Below are 19433 nucleotides of genomic sequence, written 5' to 3'. Positions count from 1 at the left end.
GGCGCTTGAGTTCAGCCCCAGCCGCCTTTACGGTCGGCGCCCGACCCGGAATCCCGGGAAAAATCCCAAGAGACTCAACGACAAACAGGGAATGCCGGCGAGTGCCCACGATCTACAAAATCAGCTCCGCCTCGGCCTGGCGCGAGGCCGAGCGGCAAGGCGTCTATCGGGGCAGCGCGGACGATCTGCGCGACGGCTACATCCATTTTTCCACAGCCTCCCAGGTCGCCGAAACCGCGCGGAAACATTATTTCGGCCAGACCGGGCTGTTTTTGATCGCCGTCGACGCCGATGCGCTCGGGGATGAATTGCGCTGGGAGCCCTCGCGCAACGACGAATTGTTCCCGCATCTCTATGGCGAACTCGATCTCGGCGCCGTCACCGCCATCCTTGACATGCGGGCGCGGTCCGACGGCCATCATGACATACCGGAGCTTGCGCCGTGATCCGCGCCTTCGACGCCTTTTCACTGCCGCTGCTGCGCTGGTTCGATCCGGAGGATGCGCATCGCATGGCCATCCAGGGCCTGCGGCTGCTGCCGCCGATCCGCTCGAAGCCGGACGATTCGAAGCTGGCGGTGCGCGCCTTCGGCCTCAACTTTCCCAATCCGATCGGGATGGCCGCGGGCTTCGACAAGAGCGCGGAGGCGCCCGACGCGCTGCTGCGGCTGGGATTTGGATTCGTCGAGATCGGCTCGGTGACGCCCAAACCGCAAGTCGGCAATCCGCGGCCGCGGCTGTTCCGGATGGAGCGCGACGAGGCTGTGATCAACCGGATGGGTTTCAACAATGACGGGGCGGAAGTTGTGCTGCGGCGGCTCGCCTCGCGCGCGCATCTTGCCGGCATCGTCGGCGTCAATGTCGGAGCCAACAAGGATTCGGCCGACCGTACCGCCGATTACGTCAAGCTGATCGAGACCTTTGCGCCGGTCGCGAGCTATTTCACCGTCAACGTCTCCTCGCCGAACACGCCGGGTCTGCGCAATCTGCAGCAATCGGCCGCGCTCGACGATCTCCTCGCCCGGGTGATCGATGCGCGCGAGCGGGTGCGCAAGAATGCCGGCGATTCCCCGGTGCTGCTCAAGATCGCGCCGGATTTGAGTCTGGCTGAACTCGACGACGTCGTGCACATCGCGCGCTCGCGCCGGGTCGACGGCATGGTTGTGGCCAACACCACGCTGGCGCGGCCCTCGACGTTGCGCGAATCGGGTCGTGCCAAGGAGCAGGGCGGCCTGTCGGGACGGCCGCTGTTTCGGCTGTCGACGCGGATGGTGGCGGAAACGTATGTGCGTGCCGAAGGCGCCTTCCCGCTGATCGGGGTCGGCGGCATCGATAGCGGAGGTGCCGCGCTGACCAAGATCCGCGCCGGTGCCAGCCTGATCCAGCTCTACTCGTCGCTGATCTACAAGGGCCTCGGGCTGGTCGAGGACATCAAGAGCGATCTGTCCTCGACCTTGCTGCGCACCGGCCGCGACTCGCTGGCGGAAATCGTCGGCGCCGATGCCGCCACGATCACCGCCGAGGAATGGCCGGTGCAGTAGCGGGCGTTCTCTTTACCTCTCCCCGCTTGCGGGGAGAGGTCGGATCGCACTTGCGATCCGGGTGAGGGGGTACCGGACCATCGTCGACCTCACTCGTGGATAGAGCCCCTCACCCCAACCCTCTCCCCGCAAGAGCGGGGCGAGGGGGAAGAAAGACCTCACTCCTCGAACGACCTCTTCAACAGCGCCGGATAACGCAGCGCTTCCAGGCCGCCGCGGGCGGCGTAATGCACCAGTAGCGCGCCCCACAGCCCGGCATTGCCGAACGATCGCAGCGCCAGCCACGCGCCAAGGAAGATCAGGAGCGACAGCAGCATCAGGTTGCGCATGTCGCGTGCCCAGGTCGCGCCGATATAGACCCCGTCAAAGGCGAAGGCGAACACGCCGAGCAGCGGCGCGAAGATCACGAACGGCAGATAATCGCGCGCGATGCGCCGCACGTCGGCGCTCGCCGTCATGATGTCGATCAGGGAAGGGCCGAACAGAGCGAAGACGGCGGCGACGGCGAGCGCAAAGCCAAAGCCCCAGACCACGACCAGTTTGACCGCGCCGGCAAATCCGCTTCGGTCGCGGGCGCCATAGGCGCGGCCGCAGAGCTGTTCGGCGGCGTTGGCAAGGCCGTCGAGGAAGAAGGCGCTGATCATCAGGAAATTGTTCAACACCGCATTGGCCGCGAGCGTCAGGTCGCCGGCGCGGGCTCCCTGCGCGGTGAAGAACAGGAAGGCCGCGATCAACGCCGCGGTGCGAATCAGGATGTCACGGTTGACCGCCAGCAACCGCATCAGTTTGGTGCGGTCAAGCAGCGTCGCGCGCGAGATGGCCGGTTGCCCATGGGAAAGACGCCGCGCGATCATAATGCCGAGCAGGAGCCCGGCCGCTTCCGCGATCACGGCCGCGATCGCCGCGCCGGCAATGCCGAGGTCGAGCACCAGCACCAGGAGCGCGGTCGCTGCCGCGTTGATCAGGTTGATGGTGATCTGCGTGCCGAGCGCCAGTTTGGCGCGGGCCTGTCCGATCAGCCAGCCCAGCATGACATAATTGCCGAGCGCCAGCGGCGCCGACCAGATCCGGATCGTGAAATAGGTTTTCGCCGCGCGGGTGACGCCTTCGCTGCCGCCCATCGCCTCCAGCAGGAGGCTGGCGAGCGGGATCTGCAGCAGGATGAGCGCGGCGCCGACCAGCCCTGCGGCGATGAAGCCGCGCAGCAGGATGGCGCGTAATTCCTGGGTGTCGCCGGCGCCGAGCGACTGCGCTGTAAACGCGACCGTGCTCATGCGCAGGAATCCGAACAGCCAGAACAGGCAGTCGAACAGCACGGAGGCGACCGCCACACCGCCGAGCAGCGTGGCATCGCCGAGCCGCCCGATCGCCGTGGTCGAGACGATGCCGATCAGCGGCGTCGTCAGGTTCGCGATCATCGCGGGACCCGCGATGGCAAACATTTGTGCCGTCGTGACTTTCGAGGGAGCGGCCGGCGAATGCATGCTTACAGCTCGACCACCAGACCGTCGCTTGCGGTGGAGTAGGAAAGCGAACCCAGCCGCCCCAGCATGTCGTCGCTCATATGCGTCAGGATCAACCGCCTGGCGTTGATCTCGGGCAGATGGGCTTCCAGCGTTTTCAGGCTGAGGTGGTTTTTGACAACCCTGTCGTAATAGTACGCCTCGGCAACGAACAGGTCGGAATCGCGCGCGGCCGGGATCAACGTTTCCGTCCACTCGGTGTCGGCGCTATAGGCGATGACACGGCCCTCGGCCTCGATGCGGTAGGCCAGGAATGGTCCACCGGATTCGCCGTGCACGACAGGATAAGGCGTCACCTTGACCGCGCCGAAGCTGCGGCTTTCTTCGGGATCGAGCGCGACGACGGAGAGTTCGAAGCGCTGCTTCGTTTTTGAGGAATGCTCGAACATCGCCTCCATCAATTGCGTCAACCGGGTCTCGATTCCCTGCGGACCGGCGATGACGAGCGGACGGGTGCGGCGGGTGAACTGCGTATCGAGCAGGAAGAACGGCAATCCGCCAAAATGGTCGGCGTGGAAATGCGTGATCAGGATCAGGTCGATGCCGTCGCTGATGACACCGAGCCGCTTCAACGCCGGCAGGGACGAGGCGCCGCAATCGATCAGGAAATTGACGCTGGCGCCGGTGACATGGAAGCAGGTGTTGGCGCGTCCGCCGGAGCCAAGTGCGTCGCCGCAGCCGATAAATTGCAGTTGCATCGGCTGCGGTCCCTTGGCGAGGAGATTTAGCGCCCGCGCGGGCTGCCGAACAGCCGCGACAACAGCCAGATCGGAATCACGATCACGGCGCCGAGCAGGAAGTAGCGCCACAGCCAGTTGATGGCGTCAAAGCCGAGATCCCAGAGCCGCTGGAACAGCATGCGGATGCTGTGCAGGATATTCCAGGGATCGAAGCCAACGGCGGCGAGAACCACGCCGACCAGAACCGACAGCAGGATCAGCCGGAATGCCACCGCCAGCGGCGAGCCGCCGAGAAAGCGGTTGAGGCCATCATTGCTGGCCGGCAAATCCCTGACGTCGTTGGGCATCTCAGCTCTCCTGCGGGTCACGCCCGCGCATTGTAGCGTTTTCGAGCGAACTGGATACCGGTTCGCATGAAGAAAACGCGTCAAACAAGTATCTACTATAGCGGACAGCAAATGGGGAACCCGCCTTCAGACGTCAATGGGCTGGGGGATTACGCTGCGGTAATGCTGGCGTCACTCTTCAGCATCCGCTCCAGCGTTTCCAGCCGGTCGGCCTCGCGCGGCGGCTTGTCCCAGCGCAGCCGGCTGATGCGCGGAAACCGCATCGCGACGCCGGATTTGTGCCGCGGCGAGCGCGCCAGCCCCTCGAAGGCGACTTCCAGCACCAGTCCCTGGTCGGGTTCGTGCACGACGTGCCGCACGGGCCCGAATTTTTCGGTGGTGTTGCGGCGGACGAAGCGGTCGATCTGCAGCAGTTCCTCGTCGGTGAACCCGAAATAGGCCTTGCCGACCGGCACCAGCTGTTCGCCGTCCTCGCCCGAGGTCCAGACGCCGAACGTGTAGTCCGAATAATAGGACGAGCGCTTGCCGTGGCCGCGCTGCGCATACATCAGGACAGCGTCGATCAGATGCGGGTCGCGCTTCCACTTCCACCATTGGCCCTTGGGGCGGCCCGGCAGATAGGCCGCATCGCGGCGCTTCAGCATCACGCCCTCGACGGCGTCGGCATCCTCGCCGGCGCCGGCTTGGGCCGGATCGGCGCGCGCCGCCGTCAGCGCGTCCCAACTGTCAAAGGCGACCGTCGGCGATAGGTCAATCCTGGCATCGTCAAGCTTTTTGACGAACGCCTCCAGCCGCGCGCGGCGCTCGACGAACGGCAGCTCGCGCAAATCGTTCTCGTCGTCGCCGAGCAGGTCATAGGCGCGCAGATGGATCGGATACTCCTTGATCAGTTTTGGCGAGACGACTTTGCGGTTGAGGCGCTGCTGCAGCACGTTGAACGTCTGCACGCGGCCCTCGCGCAGAACCAGCAATTCGCCGTCGATGGCGAAACTTGAAGATCCTTGCAGATGCAGCGCCGGCACGAGGTCCGGGAAACTCTTGGTGATGTCCTCGCCGGTGCGCGAATAAAGCCGTGCCTGGATGTGGCCGCGCTCGTCGCGGCCGCTCACCGCCTGCACGCGGATGCCGTCCCATTTCCATTCGGCGATGAAGTCGGCGGGATCGAGGTTGGCAAAATCCGCATCCTCGATCGCATGCGCCAGCATGACAGGTCGGAATGGTGTCGGATCGCGATTTACTGGCTTTTCGCTGCGCCCTTCCAGCCAGGCGAACATTTCGAGATAGGGCGGGCTCAATCCCGGCCACATCAGCTCGACGTCATGGGCGTCCTTGCCCCCGAGGTTGGCGGCGGCGGTTTTGGCGAGCCGCGCCGAAATGCCGATCCGCATTGCGCCGGTGACGAGCTTTAGCAGCGCCCAGCGGCCGGTCTCATCCAACTCGTCGAGCCAGCGCGCGAGCTGTTTTGGGAGTTCGGTCTTGCCGAGGGTGCGCAGCGTGGTGACGACTTCGGAAAGGGTTGGCGGGGGCGGGTTGTTATGGCCAGGCAACGCCGCCTTCGGCCACATCAGCGCCACCGTCTCGGAGAGATCGCCGACATAATCATAGGACAGGCCGAACAGCACGGGGTCGGCGCGGTCGGTGATCAGGTCGCGGATCAGGCCGGCCTTGGCGTGCTTGAACGACAGCGCGCCGGTCAGTGCCGCCAGCGCATAGCCGCGATCGGGATCATCAGTCTCGCGAAAATACGCCGTGAGCAGCCGCAGCTTGTTGTTGCGGCCGGGCTCATAGGCGAGGCGATCCAGCAATTCGGCGAAGCGGTTCATGCCTCGGCCCCTTCAGGGGGCGGCGGCTCGTGCTCGTCCTCGTCGCCGTAGCCGACCAGATCGAGCGGCCGCGCGGCGAGGCCCTTGGTCTTGCACCAATGCACCAGCGCGTCTTCCTGGCCGTGGGTGACCCAGATTTCGCCGGCGCCGGTGGCTTCGATGGTCGCGGTCAGCCCGTCCCAGTCGGCGTGATCGGAAATCACCAGCGGCAATTCGATGCCGCGCTGGCGGGCGCGGGCCCGCACCCGCATCCAGCCCGAGGCGAACGCGGTGACCGGATCGGGGAAGCGCCGCGTCCAGATGTCTGATGTCGCCGACGGCGGCGCCAGCGTGATGGTGCCGGCGAGGTCGGCCTTCTTCACGCCCTTGGCGGGACGAAGCTCGCCGAGTTCGACGCCGCGGCTTTGATAATAGTGCGTGATCGCTTCCATCGCGCCATGCAGATAGATCGGCGCGTCGTAGCCGGCCTCGCGGAGCAGCGCGATCACGCGCTGCGCCTTGCCGAGCGAGTAGGCGCCGACCAGATGCGCGCGCTCCGGGAACAGCGCCACGGAAGCCAATAGCTTCTTTACCTCATCCGCCGCGTTGCCATGGCGAAACACCGGCAGGCCGAACGTCGCCTCGGTGATGAAGACGTCGCACGGCACCACTTCGAACGGCGCGCAGGTGGGATCCGAAGCGTCCTTGTAGTCACCCGAGGCGACGATGCAGGTGTCCTTGCAGGTGACGGCAATTTGCGCCGAGCCCAGAACGTGACCGGCGGGATGGAATTTGACGGTGACGTCGCCGAGCCTGATTTCCTCGCCATAGGCGATCGCCTGCGTGGAGCCTGCGAAATTCTCGCCATAGCGCAGCCGCATCATGTCGAGCGTCTCTTGCGTCGCCAGAACCGCGCCATGGCCTGGGCGGGCGTGGTCGGAATGGCCGTGGGTGATCACGGCGCGTTCCACTGATCGAACCGGGTCGATATGGAAGCCGCCCGGCTTGCAGCACAAACCGGCGGGAGCTGGCAGCAGGATGTCTTGTGGACGCATCTTGGTTATATAGGGCGTATTGCCCCGATTTTTACCTGCCCCATAGAGCCCATGCCCACGCGAATATTTCTGACCTCCGGCGATCTGATGGCCGATCGCCGTTATGATTTTGCGCGCGACCTGCAATTGAAGGGCGATCTGCCCGGCGCCGCCGACCTGCTGCTGCAGGCGACGGATCTGGCGCCGAGTTTCGTCACCGCCTGGTTCACGCTCGGCGACATCCGCGAAACGCTCGGCGAGCGCGATGCGGCGATCACGGCGTTTCGCAAGGCGTGGGACGGCGATCCGGATGATCGTCATGGCGCCCGCCTGCGGCTGATGCGGCTCGGCGCCGAACCATTGGCCGCGATGCCGCAAGGCTATGTGCAGGTGCTGTTCGACCAATACGCGCGGCGGTTCAACTCCGCGCTGGTGGACGATCTCGGTTATCGCGGCCCGGACCTGCTGTTCAGGGCGGTGCTGTCGGTGCGCGCGGCCGCCCGCAAGCCCGCCTTCTTCAAGCGCGCCATCGATCTCGGCTGCGGCACCGGGCTCGTCGCGACGGCGTTCGCCAAAGAGGTCGATCATTTCATCGGCATCGATCTGTCGCCGCGCATGATCGAGAAGGCCCGCTCGACCGGCTTTTATGCGGAGCTTGAAGTCGGCGACATCGTGCAAGGTCTGCGCGCGAGGCCTGACAGCAGCGCCGATCTCATCCTGGCCTCCGACGTGATGATCTATGTCGCCGATCTCGCGCCGGTGCTGGCGGAATCAAGCCGCGTGCTCGCCGCCGGCGGCCTGTTCGCCTTCACGACCGAGACGCATGCCGGCGAAGGCGTCATTCTCGGCGCAGGGCTGCGCTATGCCCACGCGGCAGCCCATGTGCACGAAGCGGTGGAAGCGGCCGGTCTGAATTTATCCGTGCTCGAAGATCGCTCGGCGCGCACTGAGGACAGCATCCCGGTACCGGGCCTGGTGGCGGTCGCAGCCAAGGGCTGACCGCCAGAATTGCTCTTAGGGGAATGAACCCGATGCCCCCCCGCGGGGCGGGCTGGACAAACCTATAGGGATATACCAATCTGGACCTACCAGATTGGTAGGATCAAATGACGGTGCCGCAGCAGGCAGGCGAAGGATCGAGAGCGGTCAAGCGGACGATCGAGTTCATCCGCCATCATCGATTGCAGAAGGGCGACCGGCTGCCGTCAGAGCGCGAGCTGTCAGATCGCTTTGGCGTCACCCGCAGTTCGGTGCGGGAAGCGTTGGCGGTTCTTGATGCGCTGCGGCTGACCGAGCGCCGGCCGAAGTCCGGTATTTTCCTGCGCAACGCGCTCGAAGACAGCGGGCTCGATTCCCTGGTCATCCAGGCCAATCTGGATTTGCCGTTTGACGAGCGCACCATGCGCGATGTGAGCGAGGCCCGCGTCATATTTGAAACCCATGCGATCCGCCTCGCATGCGCGCGCAGGACGGATGCCGATCTCAACAGGTTGCGGGGGTTGGTCGCCAATTATTACAGTCGGGTGCAGGCCGAACTCAATGTCGCCAATGAAGACGTCGAGTTTCATCTGGCAATGGCGGCGGCCAGCCAGAATGCCATCATCGTTCGAACGCTCACGCCTTTGTTTCTCATGAGCTTTCAGTGGCGGCAGAAGTACTTCTCATCCCCTGTCATTCGCCGCCGTTCGCTGGGTGATCATCAGGAGTTCGTGGCCGCCATTGCTGACAGGAACGAATCCCGGGCGGCGGCCTTGGTGCAAAAGCATGTCCATTCCGCATTCGACGAAGTTCGGGCACTGGCGGAAGGAAACGGGCAGCCGGAATCTCACAACCAATGGGTAGGCCGGGACCAGTAATGCCGGGAATACCGGCTCACGCAGCGCAAGTCGAAGCCAATTTCGATCCGCACGAACTGAAGGACAGATCACTGCATTCAGGTTTCAGACAATAACCAATGAAGAACAACTATAAGGGAGTAAACAGCATGAAAAACAAACAGACCCGGCGCCAATTCGGTGCCACCGCTCTTGCCGGTCTCGCTGCCGCCGCCATGCCCGCCCCGTTCGTGTGGGCGGCCGAGAAAAAATACGATCCGGGCGCGACCGATACCGAAATCAAGCTGGGCCAGACCGTGCCACACAGCGGCCCGGGTTCGCTCTACGGCGTGCTCGGCCGGGTCGGCGAGGCCTATTTCCAGATGCTGAACGAAAAGGGCGGCATCAACGGCCGCAAGGTCAAGTTCTTGACCATGGACGACGGCTACAGCGCGCCGAAATGCGTGGAAGCGACGCGGCGGCTGGTGGAGAATGACGAAGTGCTGGCGCTGTTCGGCTCGCTCGGCACCGCGCCGCAGACCGCCGTGCATAAATATCTCAACTCCAAGGGCGTGCCGCAGCTGATGCTCAATACCGGCGCGTCGAAATGGAACGATCCGAAGAATTTCAAATGGACCATGGCGGGCCTGCCGCTGTACCCGACCGAAGCGCGCATCCTCGCCAAGTACGTCGTGGCCACGAAGCCGAACGCCAAAATCGGCATTCTCTACCAGAACGACGATTTCGGCCGCGATTTCCTGGCGCCGTTCAAGAAGGTTCTGGAGGAAGCCGGCGGCACCGCCAAGGTGATCATGGAGCAGAGCTACGATCTGACCGAGCCAACGATCGATTCGCAGCTGATCAATCTCTCCAAGTCGGGCGCGGACGTCTTCTACAACATCTCGACCGGCAAGGCGTCGTCGCAGTCGATCCGCAAGGTGGTCGAACTCGGCTGGAAGCCGCTGCAATTGCTCTCGGCAGGCTCGACCGGACGTTCGATCCTCAGCGCCGCCGGTTTCGAAAACGCTACCGGCATCGTCGCCATCCGCTACGCCAAGGAAGTCGGCGTGCCGCGCTGGGAAAAGGATCCCGACGTGATGGCGTTCGAGGCGCTGCGCAAGAAATATCTGCCCAATGTGGATCCTGACAACACCATCGCGTTCGCCGGCTACGGCCAGGTGGCGTCGATGGCGGAAATCCTGCGCCGCTGCGGCGACGATCTGACCCGCGCCAATGTGTTGAAACAAGCGACGACGCTGGCCGGCTTCCACTCGCCGTATTTCCTCGACGGCGTCAATTTCAGCTACACGCCGGAGGACTACACGCCGATGAAGACCCTCTTCATCTCGCAGTTCAACGGCAAGGACTGGGATATTTCCGACAAGCCCGTGACGGAGTAGCGGACCTTCTCCCTCGCCCCGCTCTTGCGGGGAGAGGGTTGGGGTGAGGGGCTGTCTCCGCGAAATCGATGTCAAACGTTAGACCTGTACCCCCTCACCCGACGCTTCGCGACGACCTCTCCCCGCAGGCGGGGAGAGGTTAGTAGCCCTCGACGTAGCGATCCTGACGGCTTACCTCTTAGCCGTGCCGCCCCTGACCTCACCCGCCATATCGGCCGAGCCGGCCGCGCTGCTGCCCGAGCGCTTCCTTCGGTGGTTCGCGTCGCGCAGCTGGTCGCCGCGTGAACATCAGCTGGAACTGCTGGCCAAGGCCCGTGAAGATCGCTCGGCGCTGCTGATCGCGCCGACCGGCGCCGGCAAAACGCTGGCGGGTTTTTTGCCGACGCTGGTGGAACTGTCTACTCCGCCACCGGGTGCAGGGGAGGGCGCAAAGAACGTCATCTCCACCGGCCGCGGCGTCAAACGCACCGGCGGTCTACACACGCTTTACATTTCTCCCCTGAAGGCCCTCGCGGTCGATATCGCGCGCAACCTGGAGACGCCGATCGCCGAGATGGGCCTCCCGATCAAGGTCGAGACCCGCACCGGCGACACGCCGGTGTCGCGCCGGCAGCGGCAGCGGCGCTATCCGCCGGACATTCTGCTCACCACGCCCGAGCAACTGGCGCTGCTGCTGTCGTCCGACGATGCGCCGTTCTTGTTCGGCTCGTTGAAGCGCATCGTGCTCGACGAATTGCATGCGCTGGTCACCTCCAAGCGCGGCGATCTGCTGTCGCTCGGGCTGGCGCGGCTGTGGCGGCTGGCGCCCGAAATGCGCGGCATCGGATTGTCGGCGACGGTGGCCGAGCCGGAATCGCTGGCGCGGTTTTTGGTGCCGCAGCGCGACCGCAAAATCGAGTCCGCCGACATTGTCGTTGCCGGCGGCGCCGCGGCGCCCGTGGTCGAGATGCTCGACACCAAAGAACGTCTGCCATGGGCGGGGCACAGCGCCCGCCATGCGCTCGGCGAAATGTACGAGCTGATCAAGCGCAACAAGACCACGCTGGTGTTTGTCAACACTCGCAGCCAGGCCGAAATGCTGTTCCAGGATTTCTGGCGCATGAACGACGACGGCCTGGCCATTGCGCTGCATCACGGCTCGCTCGACGTCGCGCAGCGCCGCAAGGTCGAGGACGCGATGGCGGCCGGCAAATTGCGCGGCGTGGTCTGCACCTCCTCGCTCGATCTCGGTATCGACTGGGGCGACATCGACCTCGTGATCAATGTCGGCGCGCCGAAGGGGTCCTCGCGGCTGATGCAGCGGATCGGCCGCGCCAACCATCGACTGGACGAACCCTCGCGCGCCGTGCTGGTGCCGGCCAACCGCTTCGAGGTGCTGGAATGCGCGGTTGCGATCGATGCGATCGCGGAGAATGCGCAGGATACCCCGCCGTTACGTACGGGCGCGCTCGACGTGCTGGCGCAGCACGTGTTGGGGTGCGCCTGCGGCGAGCCGTTTCTTTCCGATGAGCTCTATGCGGAGGTACTGACATCGGCGCCTTACTCTGGTTTGACGCGAACCGATTTCGACGACGTGGTCGATTTCGTCGCCACCGGCGGTTACGCGCTGAAAACCTATGAGCGCTTCGCGCGCATCAAGCAGGACAAGCAAGGTCGCTGGCGCGTCGCCAATCCCCGCGTGCGGCAGAGCTATCGCCTCAATGTCGGCACCATCGTCGAAGAACCGATGCTCAAAGTCCGGCTGGTGCGTTCGCGCGGCGGCGGCTCGGGATCATCAGGCCCACTTGGACGCGGCGGGCGGATGCTCGGCGAGATCGAGGAATATTTCATCGAGGGACTGGTGGTCGGCGACACCTTCGTGTTCGGCGGCGAGGTGGTGCGCTATGAGGCGCTCGCCGAAGATAAGGTCTACGTCTCGCGTGCCAACGACGCGGATGCCAAGGTGCCGTCTTATATGGGCGGCAAGTTTCCGTTGTCGACCTATCTCGCCGAGCGCGTGCGTAAATTGCTCGACGACAACCGTGCCTGGAACGCGCTGCCCGATCAGGTGCGCGACTGGCTGTCGCTGCAACGGCATTTTTCGCGCGTGCCGGCGGTGCGGGAATTGCTGATCGAAACCTTCCCGCGCGGCAACAAGCATTATTTGATCTGCTATCCCTTTGAGGGGCGGCTGGCGCACCAGACGCTCGGCATGTTGCTGACGCGGCGGATGGAGCGGGCGCGGGTGCGGCCGCTCGGCTTTGTCGCCAATGAATATGCGGTCGCGGTGTGGGGGCTCGGCGACATGTCGTTCATGATCCGCCATGGCAAGCTCGATCTCAACGCGCTGTTCGATCCGGACATGCTGGGCGACGATCTCGAGGCGTGGCTTGCCGAATCCGCACTGATGAAGCGCACCTTCCGCACCTGCGCGGTGATATCAGGCCTGATCGCGCGGCGCTTCACCGGCGAGGAAAAATCCCGCCGCCAGGTGCTGTTCTCGACCGATTTGATCTACGACGTGCTGCGCAAGCACCAGGCCGACCACGTGCTGCTGCGCGCCGCGCGTGCCGATGCCGCCACCGGGCTGCTCGATCTCAAGCGGCTCGGTGATATGCTGTCGCGTATTCAGGGCCGAATCATCCATCGGGAACTCGACCGTGTTTCGCCGCTGGCGGTGCCGGTGATGCTGGAAATCGGCCGCGAGTCAGTTTATGGCGAAGCGGCCGACGAGTTGCTGGCGGAAGCCGCCGAGGAACTCGTCAAGGAAGCGACAGGGTAGAACGTGACGGCATCGGCGCAATCTTCGGACGATGATCAAATGGCGCGGGTTTCGAAGGTTGCGATTGCGGATGTCACTTTCCTCGCCGATCTCTCCGGCGCGCTGTTCTGGCAGGAACAGCGCCTGCTGGTCGTTTCCGACCTGCATCTGGAAAAAGGCTCCAGCTTCGCCGCGCGCGGCGTGCTGCTGCCGCCTTACGACACGGTGGCGACGCTGAGCCGGCTTGCTGCCGTGATCGCGCGGCACGACCCGCGCATGGTGATCGCGCTCGGCGACAGTTTTCACGACCGCGATGCGCATGAGCGGCTGTCGGTGCCCGACCGCGAGGCGCTGTCCGCGATGCAGGCGCGGCGCGACTGGATCTGGATCGCGGGCAATCATGATCCGGCGTTGCCGTCCGATCTCGGCGGCGTCGTCGCCAGTGACGTCGCGATCGGCAACATCACGTTCCGTCATGAGCCCACGGGCGCGTCAGGCGAGATCGCGGGCCATCTGCACCCCAAGGCCCGCGTCGCCACTCGCGGCCGTTCGATGGAGCGGCGATGCTTCGCCTGCGACGGCGAACGCGCGGTAATGCCGGCGTTCGGCGCCTATACCGGCGGCCTCAGCATCCGCGATCCGGCGTTTGCAAAGATATTCCAGACACCGGGCCTGATGGCGCACGTGCTCGGCGACAACAGACTGCACGCGATCGCAGCGTCGCGGTGTTACTGAGAGAGCGACCGCAGCTCACCGTTGATACGAACCAAAGCTGATACGAGCCAAAGCCAAGCGAACGCGCATCAGCGTCTGCGACCGAATCTATCGGTAGATTTTGAAATTGTGAGTCAACTCCGTTTCACTATGCGGTGAGCCATTGTTGATTGGCGCAACAGCACCGCGCCAAGCTATCGACAATGGCACATGGAGTTCGGCGACGGCCGAAAGGGAGTCGGTGTCCTCCATGCGTGCCGCGACTCCAATGCGTCAACGGGGTTCATCGACTGCCTCGAAAAACGCATCAGGCCTCGGCGGAGAGCCGGGTTGTCCCTCCGGGACAACAGGCCAATTACAAAACAAAGCGAGCTGTAACTCGCTTAACCATGGAGCAAATACCATGAACTACAAAACACTCGTTGCCGCATCCTTTATGTCGGTCGCTCTGTCGTCCGCAGCGTTTGCGCAGTGCACGGACTGCGCAATGTATCCGGATCGCGATGTCCTGAACAAAGGCGCGCCGACCCCCGCCAGCAAGATGATGGCGGAGCCGGGCGGCCCAGCAGGCGCGAGCGCCGCGAATTTTGAAAACGGTGCGTACAATGCACGGGCCGGAGCCAGGGTGGCTGGAACGCAGCGCCGCCACCCCCACGACGCCAACGCTTCCATGGCCGGGGGTTTTGCGCCGGCCGGTGCCCCGTCGCAGCGGGTGTACCTCAAGAACCTGCACGACTCCGGATACAATCCTGCCGGCGATGTCGATGGCGCCGGCAACATGAAAGTAAACTGATCCCCCGACGCACCATTCGGCATGCGTTACTTGGTGCGCACCCCAGCCCTCGCAAGCGGGAGAGGGGGCGTGCCGAGTTCGCCGCAAGCTACGCCGCCTTTGCCTGCACCGCATTGCAAAACTCCGCCAGCCGATCGGCGAGCCGCAACGTGGCGGGGCTGGCATCCGGTGCGGCGACCAGCGCGACTTCGGTTCGGTCGATCGGCGCAAAGCCGTCTTTCGCCGTCAGCACGCGGTGGTCGGCCTGGATCGCCATCTCGGACAGAATGCTCAGGCCCATGCCGGCGGCAACCGCGGCCTGGATGCCGGAGAGGCTGGAGGACGTGTAGGCCATGTGCCAGGCGCGGCCTGCGCTTTCCAGCGCGTGGATCGCGCGCGAGCGATAGAGGCATCCGGTGGGAAAGCCGATCAGCGGCACCGAGCCAGTGCTGGTGTCGCGGGGCCGGCTCTTGCTGGTGACCCAGTGCACCCGTTCGGGCCACACCGCGATGCCGATTTTCTCGCCGGCGGCGCGCTTGAACAGCGCCAGATCGAGTTCGCCGCGTTCGAGGTCGCGCTTCAGGTAAGTGCTCTGGTCGGAGCGGACGTCCATCCGCAAACCGGGATGCGAGCGTGAAAACGCCGCCAGCAATTTCGCCAGCCGGTAGGCGGCAAAATCTTCGGGCACGCCGAGCCGGATCGCGCCTTCACTGCCGGGGCGCGTCAGCACATCGCGGGCCTCTTCCGCCAGCGACAGCAGCCGCCGCGCATAGGACAGCAACCGTTCACCGGCCTCGGTCGGCGTGACGTCCTTGCCGCTCCGGTTCAGCAACGGCTGGCCGACGTCCTCCTCCAGTCGCTTGATCTGCTGGCTGACGGTCGACTGGGTGCGGTGGACGCGCTCGCTGGCGCGGGTGAAGCCGCCGGAATCCACCACCGAGACGAAGCTGCGCAGCAGTTCCAGATCGAGCATGGCCATGGCTCGCCTCCGCTCTTCAGAAAGGTCTATTCATAAATCCACTGGATATCAGTTTATCATTTAATTTCTAAATATCAAGGCGCGGGCCTACATCATGGGCAAAGGAGACTTCCCATGTCGCTTGCGCCCTCGATTGCCGTTCCTCGCGCCGGTTTCAACTGGCTGCCGCTCACGATCACGTTGTTCTGCTTGCTCTGGAGCTTTGCCTTCGTCGCCGGCAAGATCGGCGTCACCGATTGTCCGCCGCTGATCCTGCTCACGGCGCGGTTCTTGCTCGCGGGCGTCCTGATCCTCGGCATATCCGCACTTCGCGGCGAGGGATGGCAGCTCAGCTGGCGCGACGTGGCCGTGTTCGTCGTGCTCGGCGTCGCCAACAACGCGCTCTATCTCGGGCTCGGCTACACCGGCCTCAAGACCGTATCCGCCGGCCTCGGCGGGCTGATCGTCAGCGCCAATCCGGTGTTCACCGCTGTCGCCGCCGCGGTGTTTCTCGGCGAGGCGCTGACCTGGCGCAAGGTGACGGGACTCTTGCTCGGCATCGCCGGCGTCGGCTTTATCGTCTGGCATCGCATGTCGGTTGGGTCAGACAGCATGGACGGCATCGTCTACACGCTGGCGTCATTGGCTTCGATCGTGGTCGGCACCATCCTGTTCAAGGTGCTGGCGCCGAAGGGCAGCCTGTGGGTCGGCAATGGCGTGCAGAATCTCGCCGGTGGACTGGCGCTGCTGCCGTTCGCCTTCACGTTTTCCAGCGTCAGCGACATCGTGCCGAGCGCGCGGCTGCTCGGCGCATTCGCCTTCCTGGTGCTGGGCGGATCGATCCTGGCCTATCTCCTGTGGTTCCACCTGTTGAAGGTCTGCGGCGCCACCGCTGCCAGCGCCTATCACTTCCTGATGCCGCCGCTCGGCATGCTGTTTGCCTTCCTCGTGCTGGGCGAGCACGTCGAATTCCGCGACCTGCTCGGGATCATTCCGGTGGCGCTCGGGATTTATCTGGTGACGCGGCCCAGCAGAGCCGCTGGTGCTGCGTGAACGCGGCGATGCTAATCAGCCTGTTGGCGAAATGGACCGTAGCCCGGATGAGCGCAGCGATATCCGGGAGCCACCGCGACACTGCCCCGGATGTCGCTTCGCTCATCCGGGCTACGTCGGGATTCAATCCTTCCGAAACACGATCGACGCCATCCAGCCCGTCATCAGCGCCATGACGGCCGTCACCAGCCCGTAGGCGAAACCATTGTTGTGGGCGGCGTTGGCGATGAACTGTTCGAAACCGACCTTGACGATCTCGAACGCGGTTTCGGTACGCGTGACCAGCGCGCCGTCGGCAAACAGCTTGATCTCGACGTCGTAGGTGCCGATCGGCACTTCGCCCGGCAGCGGAATGCCGGTGCGGAACAGCGTCGGCGTCAGGAACGTCACCGCCGATTGCTCCTCGCGATAAAGCCCGTGCTGGGTCCGCAGCCGCACGAACGCGCTGCGGAACGGGTCGTTGGGCACGACGTCGGCAAAATCGGGACCGACGCGCTGGGTCAGCAGGACATTGTTGAGACCGAGTTGCTGCCGGCGCTGCACTTCGGGGGAAGCGATGGCGTCGAACGGCCGGTTGGAAAACAGCGCCAGATAGGTCGGCACTTTGAGGAACTGCCGGGAGTCGGTGTTGATCCAGATGCCGAACTTGCGCTCCTTGCGCCGTGTCACCATGTCGGCGCGGGGTCCGCTGACGGTCACGACCAGATCGTAATTGTTGCGGCCGGCCGGCGTCTGGGCGTCCTTTTCGACCGAGCCGAACAGCACCAGCTCCTCGCCGGAATAATTCGGCGTCACCGTGACGCGGTGGTTCGACACCGACACGATCAGCCGCTCGGCGCATGCCGGCGAAATGGCGAGCGCAGCACCCAGCACGAGACTTGCCACGATGAGCGAGGCGCGCGCGCTCATACCCCGCCTCCCGTTTCGCGGATCGTGAACAGATCGGCCGGCCGGATCACCAGTTCGACGGCAAAGCGGATACCGACGGCGAGCACCAGAAGCCCGAGCAGCAGCCGCAGATGTTCACCGCGGATCTTCTGGCCGGCGCGCGCGCCGAACTGGGCGCCGGTCACGCCGCCGATCATCAGGATCAGCGCCAGCACGGCGTCGACCAGATGATTGGTCACCGCATGCAGCAGGGTGGCGAATATCATCGTCACCAGCGTCAGCACCATCGAGGTGCCGACCACGGTCGAAGTCGGCACCCGCAGCACGTAGATCATCAGCGGCACCAGGATGAAGCCGCCGCCGATTCCCATGACGGCGCCGATGAAGCCGATGATCAGGCCGATCACGACGACGGGGATCACGGACAGGTAGATCTTCGAGCGCTTGAAGCGCATCTTCAGCGGCAGGCCGTGAATCCAGCCATGGCTGCCGGGGCGGCGTATCGTCGCCGCGCCGCCGCGGCGGGTCCGCAGCAGCGCGCGCAGGCCTTCCCAGAACATCAGCCCGCCGACCGTCGTCAGCAGGATGACGTAGGACGTCGCGATCAACAGATCGAGCTGGCCGAGCGAGCGCAGCAGCGTAAACGTCCAGACCCCGAGCGCCGTCCCGACGGTACCGCCGGTCAACAAGACCAACGCCAGAATGGGATCGATGGATCGTCGCCTCCAATAGGATATCGCGCCCGAGAAGGAGGAAGCCGCGATGTGGCTCGCGACCGAGGCGACGGCGACCGCGGGCGCGATGCCGACGAAGATCAACAGCGGCGTCATCAGGAAGCCGCCGCCGATGCCGAACATGCCGGAGACGAAACCAACCGCCGCGCCCATCGCCAGGATGAGGAAAACATTGACGGGAATGTCTGCGATCGGAAGGTAGAGCTGCACGCGCGTCTGCTTCTCGTTGTCTGCCGTTGACCTGGCCTAACGGCCGCCCAGGGCATGGTTTCGAGCATTTGCCGGCAGTGGAATCCGATTGGCGCGCAGGGTCAGCGCACGCGGACCGGTTGCCGCATCTTTGCATAACCCAGATCAGTGGCAGGGGGGACTAAAGAATGCCCCGGAAGGCAATTATTTGCCGCACCTGCACACATGCGCGGCGGGGGTGGTGAATAATTTTCGTCGTCCCGGCCTTGAGCCGGGACCCACTCCGCGGCCTGCCTTGTTGAACGAGGAAGATAACGTTTAGCGCGCAAGACAATTGCGGCCGGTGGCTATGGGTCCCGGCTCAAGGCCGGGACGACAGCAATCAGGGCTTTCCGAGGGGATCGGTGACGAGGTTCATGGCGAGCGCCTCCTTGGGCGCAAGCCAGCGGATGTCCTTGGTCTCGGACATCGCCTGCACGACCGACGACGAAACCCCCATTTTGGTCATATAGCCCAGCACCGCGCCTGATATCTTCTGGGCTTCGGCGAGCGGATCATCCACTTGCTTTGTCGTGGTAAACCGGTGCACGCCCAAGCCTGAACCCAACACGCCGATGCGGCTCTTGCCGCCGGCATAGACGAGCACGCAGGCGCTGGCGCAATAGGAGGGTTTGACGCGGCCCGCGGCATCGGCGGTGCCGACGGCCGTGATCAGTCCGCGCGAGCGAATGATCTCGCCAATGATCGCGGCCTGATTCAAATCGCCGCCGGGCGAAGACATCAGGATCACGTCGCCGGCGGCAAGCTGGGCCTCGTCCAGTTTCTCGCGGAACCATCTTGCGGCCCCGGGTCCGATCTCTCCCTTGATGAACAGGGCACGCCGATCACGCGCGGCGCCATCGAGATCGAGTTTGGCGACCACCGAGGAGGTCAGGCTCGGCGAGACATACTGGTCCTTCCAGTAATCCCAAGCATCGGGCCGCGAGAGGTCGCGATAGGCCTGGATGGCGATGCCGGCAAGCAAAAGAACGAAGATGAGAATGGAGCCGAGCGGCCATTGGCTCCGCACCGTTTGCGGTTGCTGCGGAGGAGGAGGCGGCAGCGGAGCAGATCGCCACGGCGAAGGCGCGGAGTGCTCGGCCGGCTTGCGCGGCGGCGCGACCGAAGGCCCGGTCGGCGACCTTCGGAAACGGCCTTCCCCGTCCTGACCATCTTCGGCAGACAATCGATCCTCACTGCAAAGCC

General features: G+C 64.4%; 18 protein-coding genes. 9 read left to right on the top strand and 9 right to left on the bottom strand.

Annotation, left to right across the window (positions count from 1 at the left end; genetic code table 11):
- Window positions 1–101 precede the first annotated feature (101 nt).
- Together JQ597_RS16520 and JQ597_RS16515 are read left to right on the top strand one after the other, a co-directional pair.
- Entirely contained in the window at window positions 102–446 is a 345-nt protein-coding gene (locus JQ597_RS16520; RefSeq protein WP_212265307.1) for a DUF952 domain-containing protein, read from the top strand.
- The gene (locus JQ597_RS16515) at window positions 443–1540 is read left to right on the top strand and encodes a quinone-dependent dihydroorotate dehydrogenase (protein WP_212265306.1); all 1098 of its coding nucleotides are present in this window, start codon (window positions 443–445) and stop codon (window positions 1538–1540) included. The genes JQ597_RS16520 and JQ597_RS16515 overlap by 4 nt, the downstream gene beginning before the upstream one ends.
- A 158-nt stretch (window positions 1541–1698) precedes the next feature.
- Here JQ597_RS16515 and JQ597_RS16510 read toward each other — a convergent pair whose 3' ends face one another.
- The 5 genes from JQ597_RS16510 to JQ597_RS16490 form a co-directional block, all read right to left on the bottom strand.
- Window positions 1699–3024 carry an MATE family efflux transporter gene (locus JQ597_RS16510; RefSeq protein ID WP_212265305.1) on the bottom strand — a complete coding sequence of 442 codons (1326 nt, stop codon included), beginning with the start codon at window positions 3022–3024 and terminating at the stop codon, window positions 1699–1701.
- Between the two features lie 2 nt (window positions 3025–3026).
- A complete protein-coding gene (locus JQ597_RS16505; protein WP_212265304.1) occupies window positions 3027–3761 on the bottom strand; it encodes an MBL fold metallo-hydrolase in 735 nt (244 codons plus the stop codon).
- A 26-nt stretch (window positions 3762–3787) separates the two neighbouring features.
- Window positions 3788–4090: a DUF6460 domain-containing protein gene (locus JQ597_RS16500; protein WP_212265303.1), complete on the bottom strand. Its 303-nt coding sequence runs from the start codon at window positions 4088–4090 to the stop codon at window positions 3788–3790.
- A 149-nt stretch (window positions 4091–4239) separates the two neighbouring features.
- The gene (locus tag JQ597_RS16495) at window positions 4240–5913 is read right to left on the bottom strand and encodes an ATP-dependent DNA ligase (RefSeq protein ID WP_212265302.1); all 1674 of its coding nucleotides are present in this window, start codon (window positions 5911–5913) and stop codon (window positions 4240–4242) included.
- A complete protein-coding gene (locus JQ597_RS16490; protein ID WP_212265301.1) occupies window positions 5910–6947 on the bottom strand; it encodes a ligase-associated DNA damage response exonuclease in 1038 nt (345 codons plus the stop codon). Before JQ597_RS16490 ends, JQ597_RS16495 begins: the two co-directional genes overlap by 4 nt.
- Window positions 6948–6998: 51 nt before the next feature.
- On the opposite strand from JQ597_RS16490, the gene JQ597_RS16485 reads away from it, so the two are divergent.
- The 6 genes from JQ597_RS16485 (at window position 6999) to JQ597_RS16460 (ending at window position 14387) form a co-directional block, all read left to right on the top strand.
- Complete coding sequence (locus tag JQ597_RS16485) at window positions 6999–7925, top strand: methyltransferase domain-containing protein (RefSeq protein ID WP_212265300.1); 927 nt, start codon at window positions 6999–7001, stop codon at window positions 7923–7925.
- A 107-nt stretch (window positions 7926–8032) separates the two neighbouring features.
- On the top strand, window positions 8033–8782 hold the full coding sequence (locus JQ597_RS16480; protein ID WP_212265299.1) for a FadR/GntR family transcriptional regulator: 750 nt from the start codon (window positions 8033–8035) through the stop codon (window positions 8780–8782).
- Window positions 8783–8910: 128 nt separating this feature from the next.
- Window positions 8911–10140 (top strand): ABC transporter substrate-binding protein, encoded by a 1230-nt coding sequence (locus tag JQ597_RS16475; protein WP_212265298.1) that lies wholly within the window; start codon window positions 8911–8913, stop codon window positions 10138–10140.
- A 184-nt stretch (window positions 10141–10324) separates the two neighbouring features.
- Window positions 10325–12901, top strand: a complete 2577-nt coding sequence (locus tag JQ597_RS16470) for a ligase-associated DNA damage response DEXH box helicase (protein WP_349628843.1) — start codon at window positions 10325–10327, stop codon at window positions 12899–12901.
- Window positions 12902–12940: 39 nt separating this feature from the next.
- On the top strand, window positions 12941–13615 hold the full coding sequence (gene pdeM / locus JQ597_RS16465; protein WP_212265297.1) for a ligase-associated DNA damage response endonuclease PdeM: 675 nt from the start codon (window positions 12941–12943) through the stop codon (window positions 13613–13615).
- A 382-nt stretch (window positions 13616–13997) separates the two neighbouring features.
- Window positions 13998–14387, top strand: coding sequence for a hypothetical protein (locus tag JQ597_RS16460; protein ID WP_212265296.1), 390 nt, complete (start codon window positions 13998–14000; stop codon window positions 14385–14387).
- A gap of 88 nt (window positions 14388–14475) precedes the next feature.
- Here JQ597_RS16460 and JQ597_RS16455 read toward each other — a convergent pair whose 3' ends face one another.
- Window positions 14476–15339 (bottom strand): LysR substrate-binding domain-containing protein, encoded by an 864-nt coding sequence (locus tag JQ597_RS16455; protein WP_212265347.1) that lies wholly within the window; start codon window positions 15337–15339, stop codon window positions 14476–14478.
- A gap of 120 nt (window positions 15340–15459) precedes the next feature.
- Between JQ597_RS16455 and JQ597_RS16450 the strand changes: the two genes are divergently transcribed.
- Window positions 15460–16377, top strand: coding sequence for a DMT family transporter (locus JQ597_RS16450; RefSeq protein ID WP_212265295.1), 918 nt, complete (start codon window positions 15460–15462; stop codon window positions 16375–16377).
- Window positions 16378–16500: 123 nt separating this feature from the next.
- On the opposite strand, the gene JQ597_RS16445 is transcribed toward JQ597_RS16450, so the two are convergent.
- The 3 genes from JQ597_RS16445 to JQ597_RS16435 form a co-directional block, all read right to left on the bottom strand.
- Window positions 16501–17286 carry a TIGR02186 family protein gene (locus tag JQ597_RS16445; protein ID WP_212265294.1) on the bottom strand — a complete coding sequence of 262 codons (786 nt, stop codon included), beginning with the start codon at window positions 17284–17286 and terminating at the stop codon, window positions 16501–16503.
- Entirely contained in the window at window positions 17283–18209 is a 927-nt protein-coding gene (locus JQ597_RS16440; protein WP_212265293.1) for a sulfite exporter TauE/SafE family protein, read from the bottom strand. The genes JQ597_RS16445 and JQ597_RS16440 overlap by 4 nt, the downstream gene beginning before the upstream one ends.
- Window positions 18210–18570: 361 nt before the next feature.
- Complete coding sequence (locus tag JQ597_RS16435) at window positions 18571–19413, bottom strand: COG3904 family protein (protein WP_212265292.1); 843 nt, start codon at window positions 19411–19413, stop codon at window positions 18571–18573.
- Window positions 19414–19433: the final 20 nt, after the last annotated feature.

The sequence above is a fragment of the Bradyrhizobium sp. AUGA SZCCT0177 genome (assembly GCF_018130125.1).
Lineage (GTDB): Bacteria > Pseudomonadota > Alphaproteobacteria > Rhizobiales > Xanthobacteraceae > Bradyrhizobium.
Note: the sequence above shows the minus strand (reverse complement) of the source record. Positions and strands in the feature narration are given on the sequence as shown.

Coding starts and splice junctions, on each gene's coding strand:
- JQ597_RS16455 (WP_212265347.1), bottom strand. CDS start 15,339: ATGCTCGATCTGGAACTGCTGCGCAGCTTCGTCTCGGTGGTGGATTCC.
- JQ597_RS16490 (WP_212265301.1), bottom strand. CDS start 6,947: ATGCGTCCACAAGACATCCTGCTGCCAGCTCCCGCCGGTTTGTGCTGC.
- JQ597_RS16500 (WP_212265303.1), bottom strand. CDS start 4,090: ATGCCCAACGACGTCAGGGATTTGCCGGCCAGCAATGATGGCCTCAAC.
- JQ597_RS16485 (WP_212265300.1), top strand. CDS start 6,999: ATGCCCACGCGAATATTTCTGACCTCCGGCGATCTGATGGCCGATCGC.
- JQ597_RS16460 (WP_212265296.1), top strand. CDS start 13,998: ATGAACTACAAAACACTCGTTGCCGCATCCTTTATGTCGGTCGCTCTG.
- JQ597_RS16445 (WP_212265294.1), bottom strand. CDS start 17,286: ATGAGCGCGCGCGCCTCGCTCATCGTGGCAAGTCTCGTGCTGGGTGCT.
- JQ597_RS16505 (WP_212265304.1), bottom strand. CDS start 3,761: ATGCAACTGCAATTTATCGGCTGCGGCGACGCACTTGGCTCCGGCGGA.
- JQ597_RS16475 (WP_212265298.1), top strand. CDS start 8,911: ATGAAAAACAAACAGACCCGGCGCCAATTCGGTGCCACCGCTCTTGCC.
- JQ597_RS16480 (WP_212265299.1), top strand. CDS start 8,033: ATGACGGTGCCGCAGCAGGCAGGCGAAGGATCGAGAGCGGTCAAGCGG.
- JQ597_RS16510 (WP_212265305.1), bottom strand. CDS start 3,024: ATGCATTCGCCGGCCGCTCCCTCGAAAGTCACGACGGCACAAATGTTT.
- pdeM (WP_212265297.1), top strand. CDS start 12,941: ATGGCGCGGGTTTCGAAGGTTGCGATTGCGGATGTCACTTTCCTCGCC.
- JQ597_RS16495 (WP_212265302.1), bottom strand. CDS start 5,913: ATGAACCGCTTCGCCGAATTGCTGGATCGCCTCGCCTATGAGCCCGGC.
- JQ597_RS16450 (WP_212265295.1), top strand. CDS start 15,460: ATGTCGCTTGCGCCCTCGATTGCCGTTCCTCGCGCCGGTTTCAACTGG.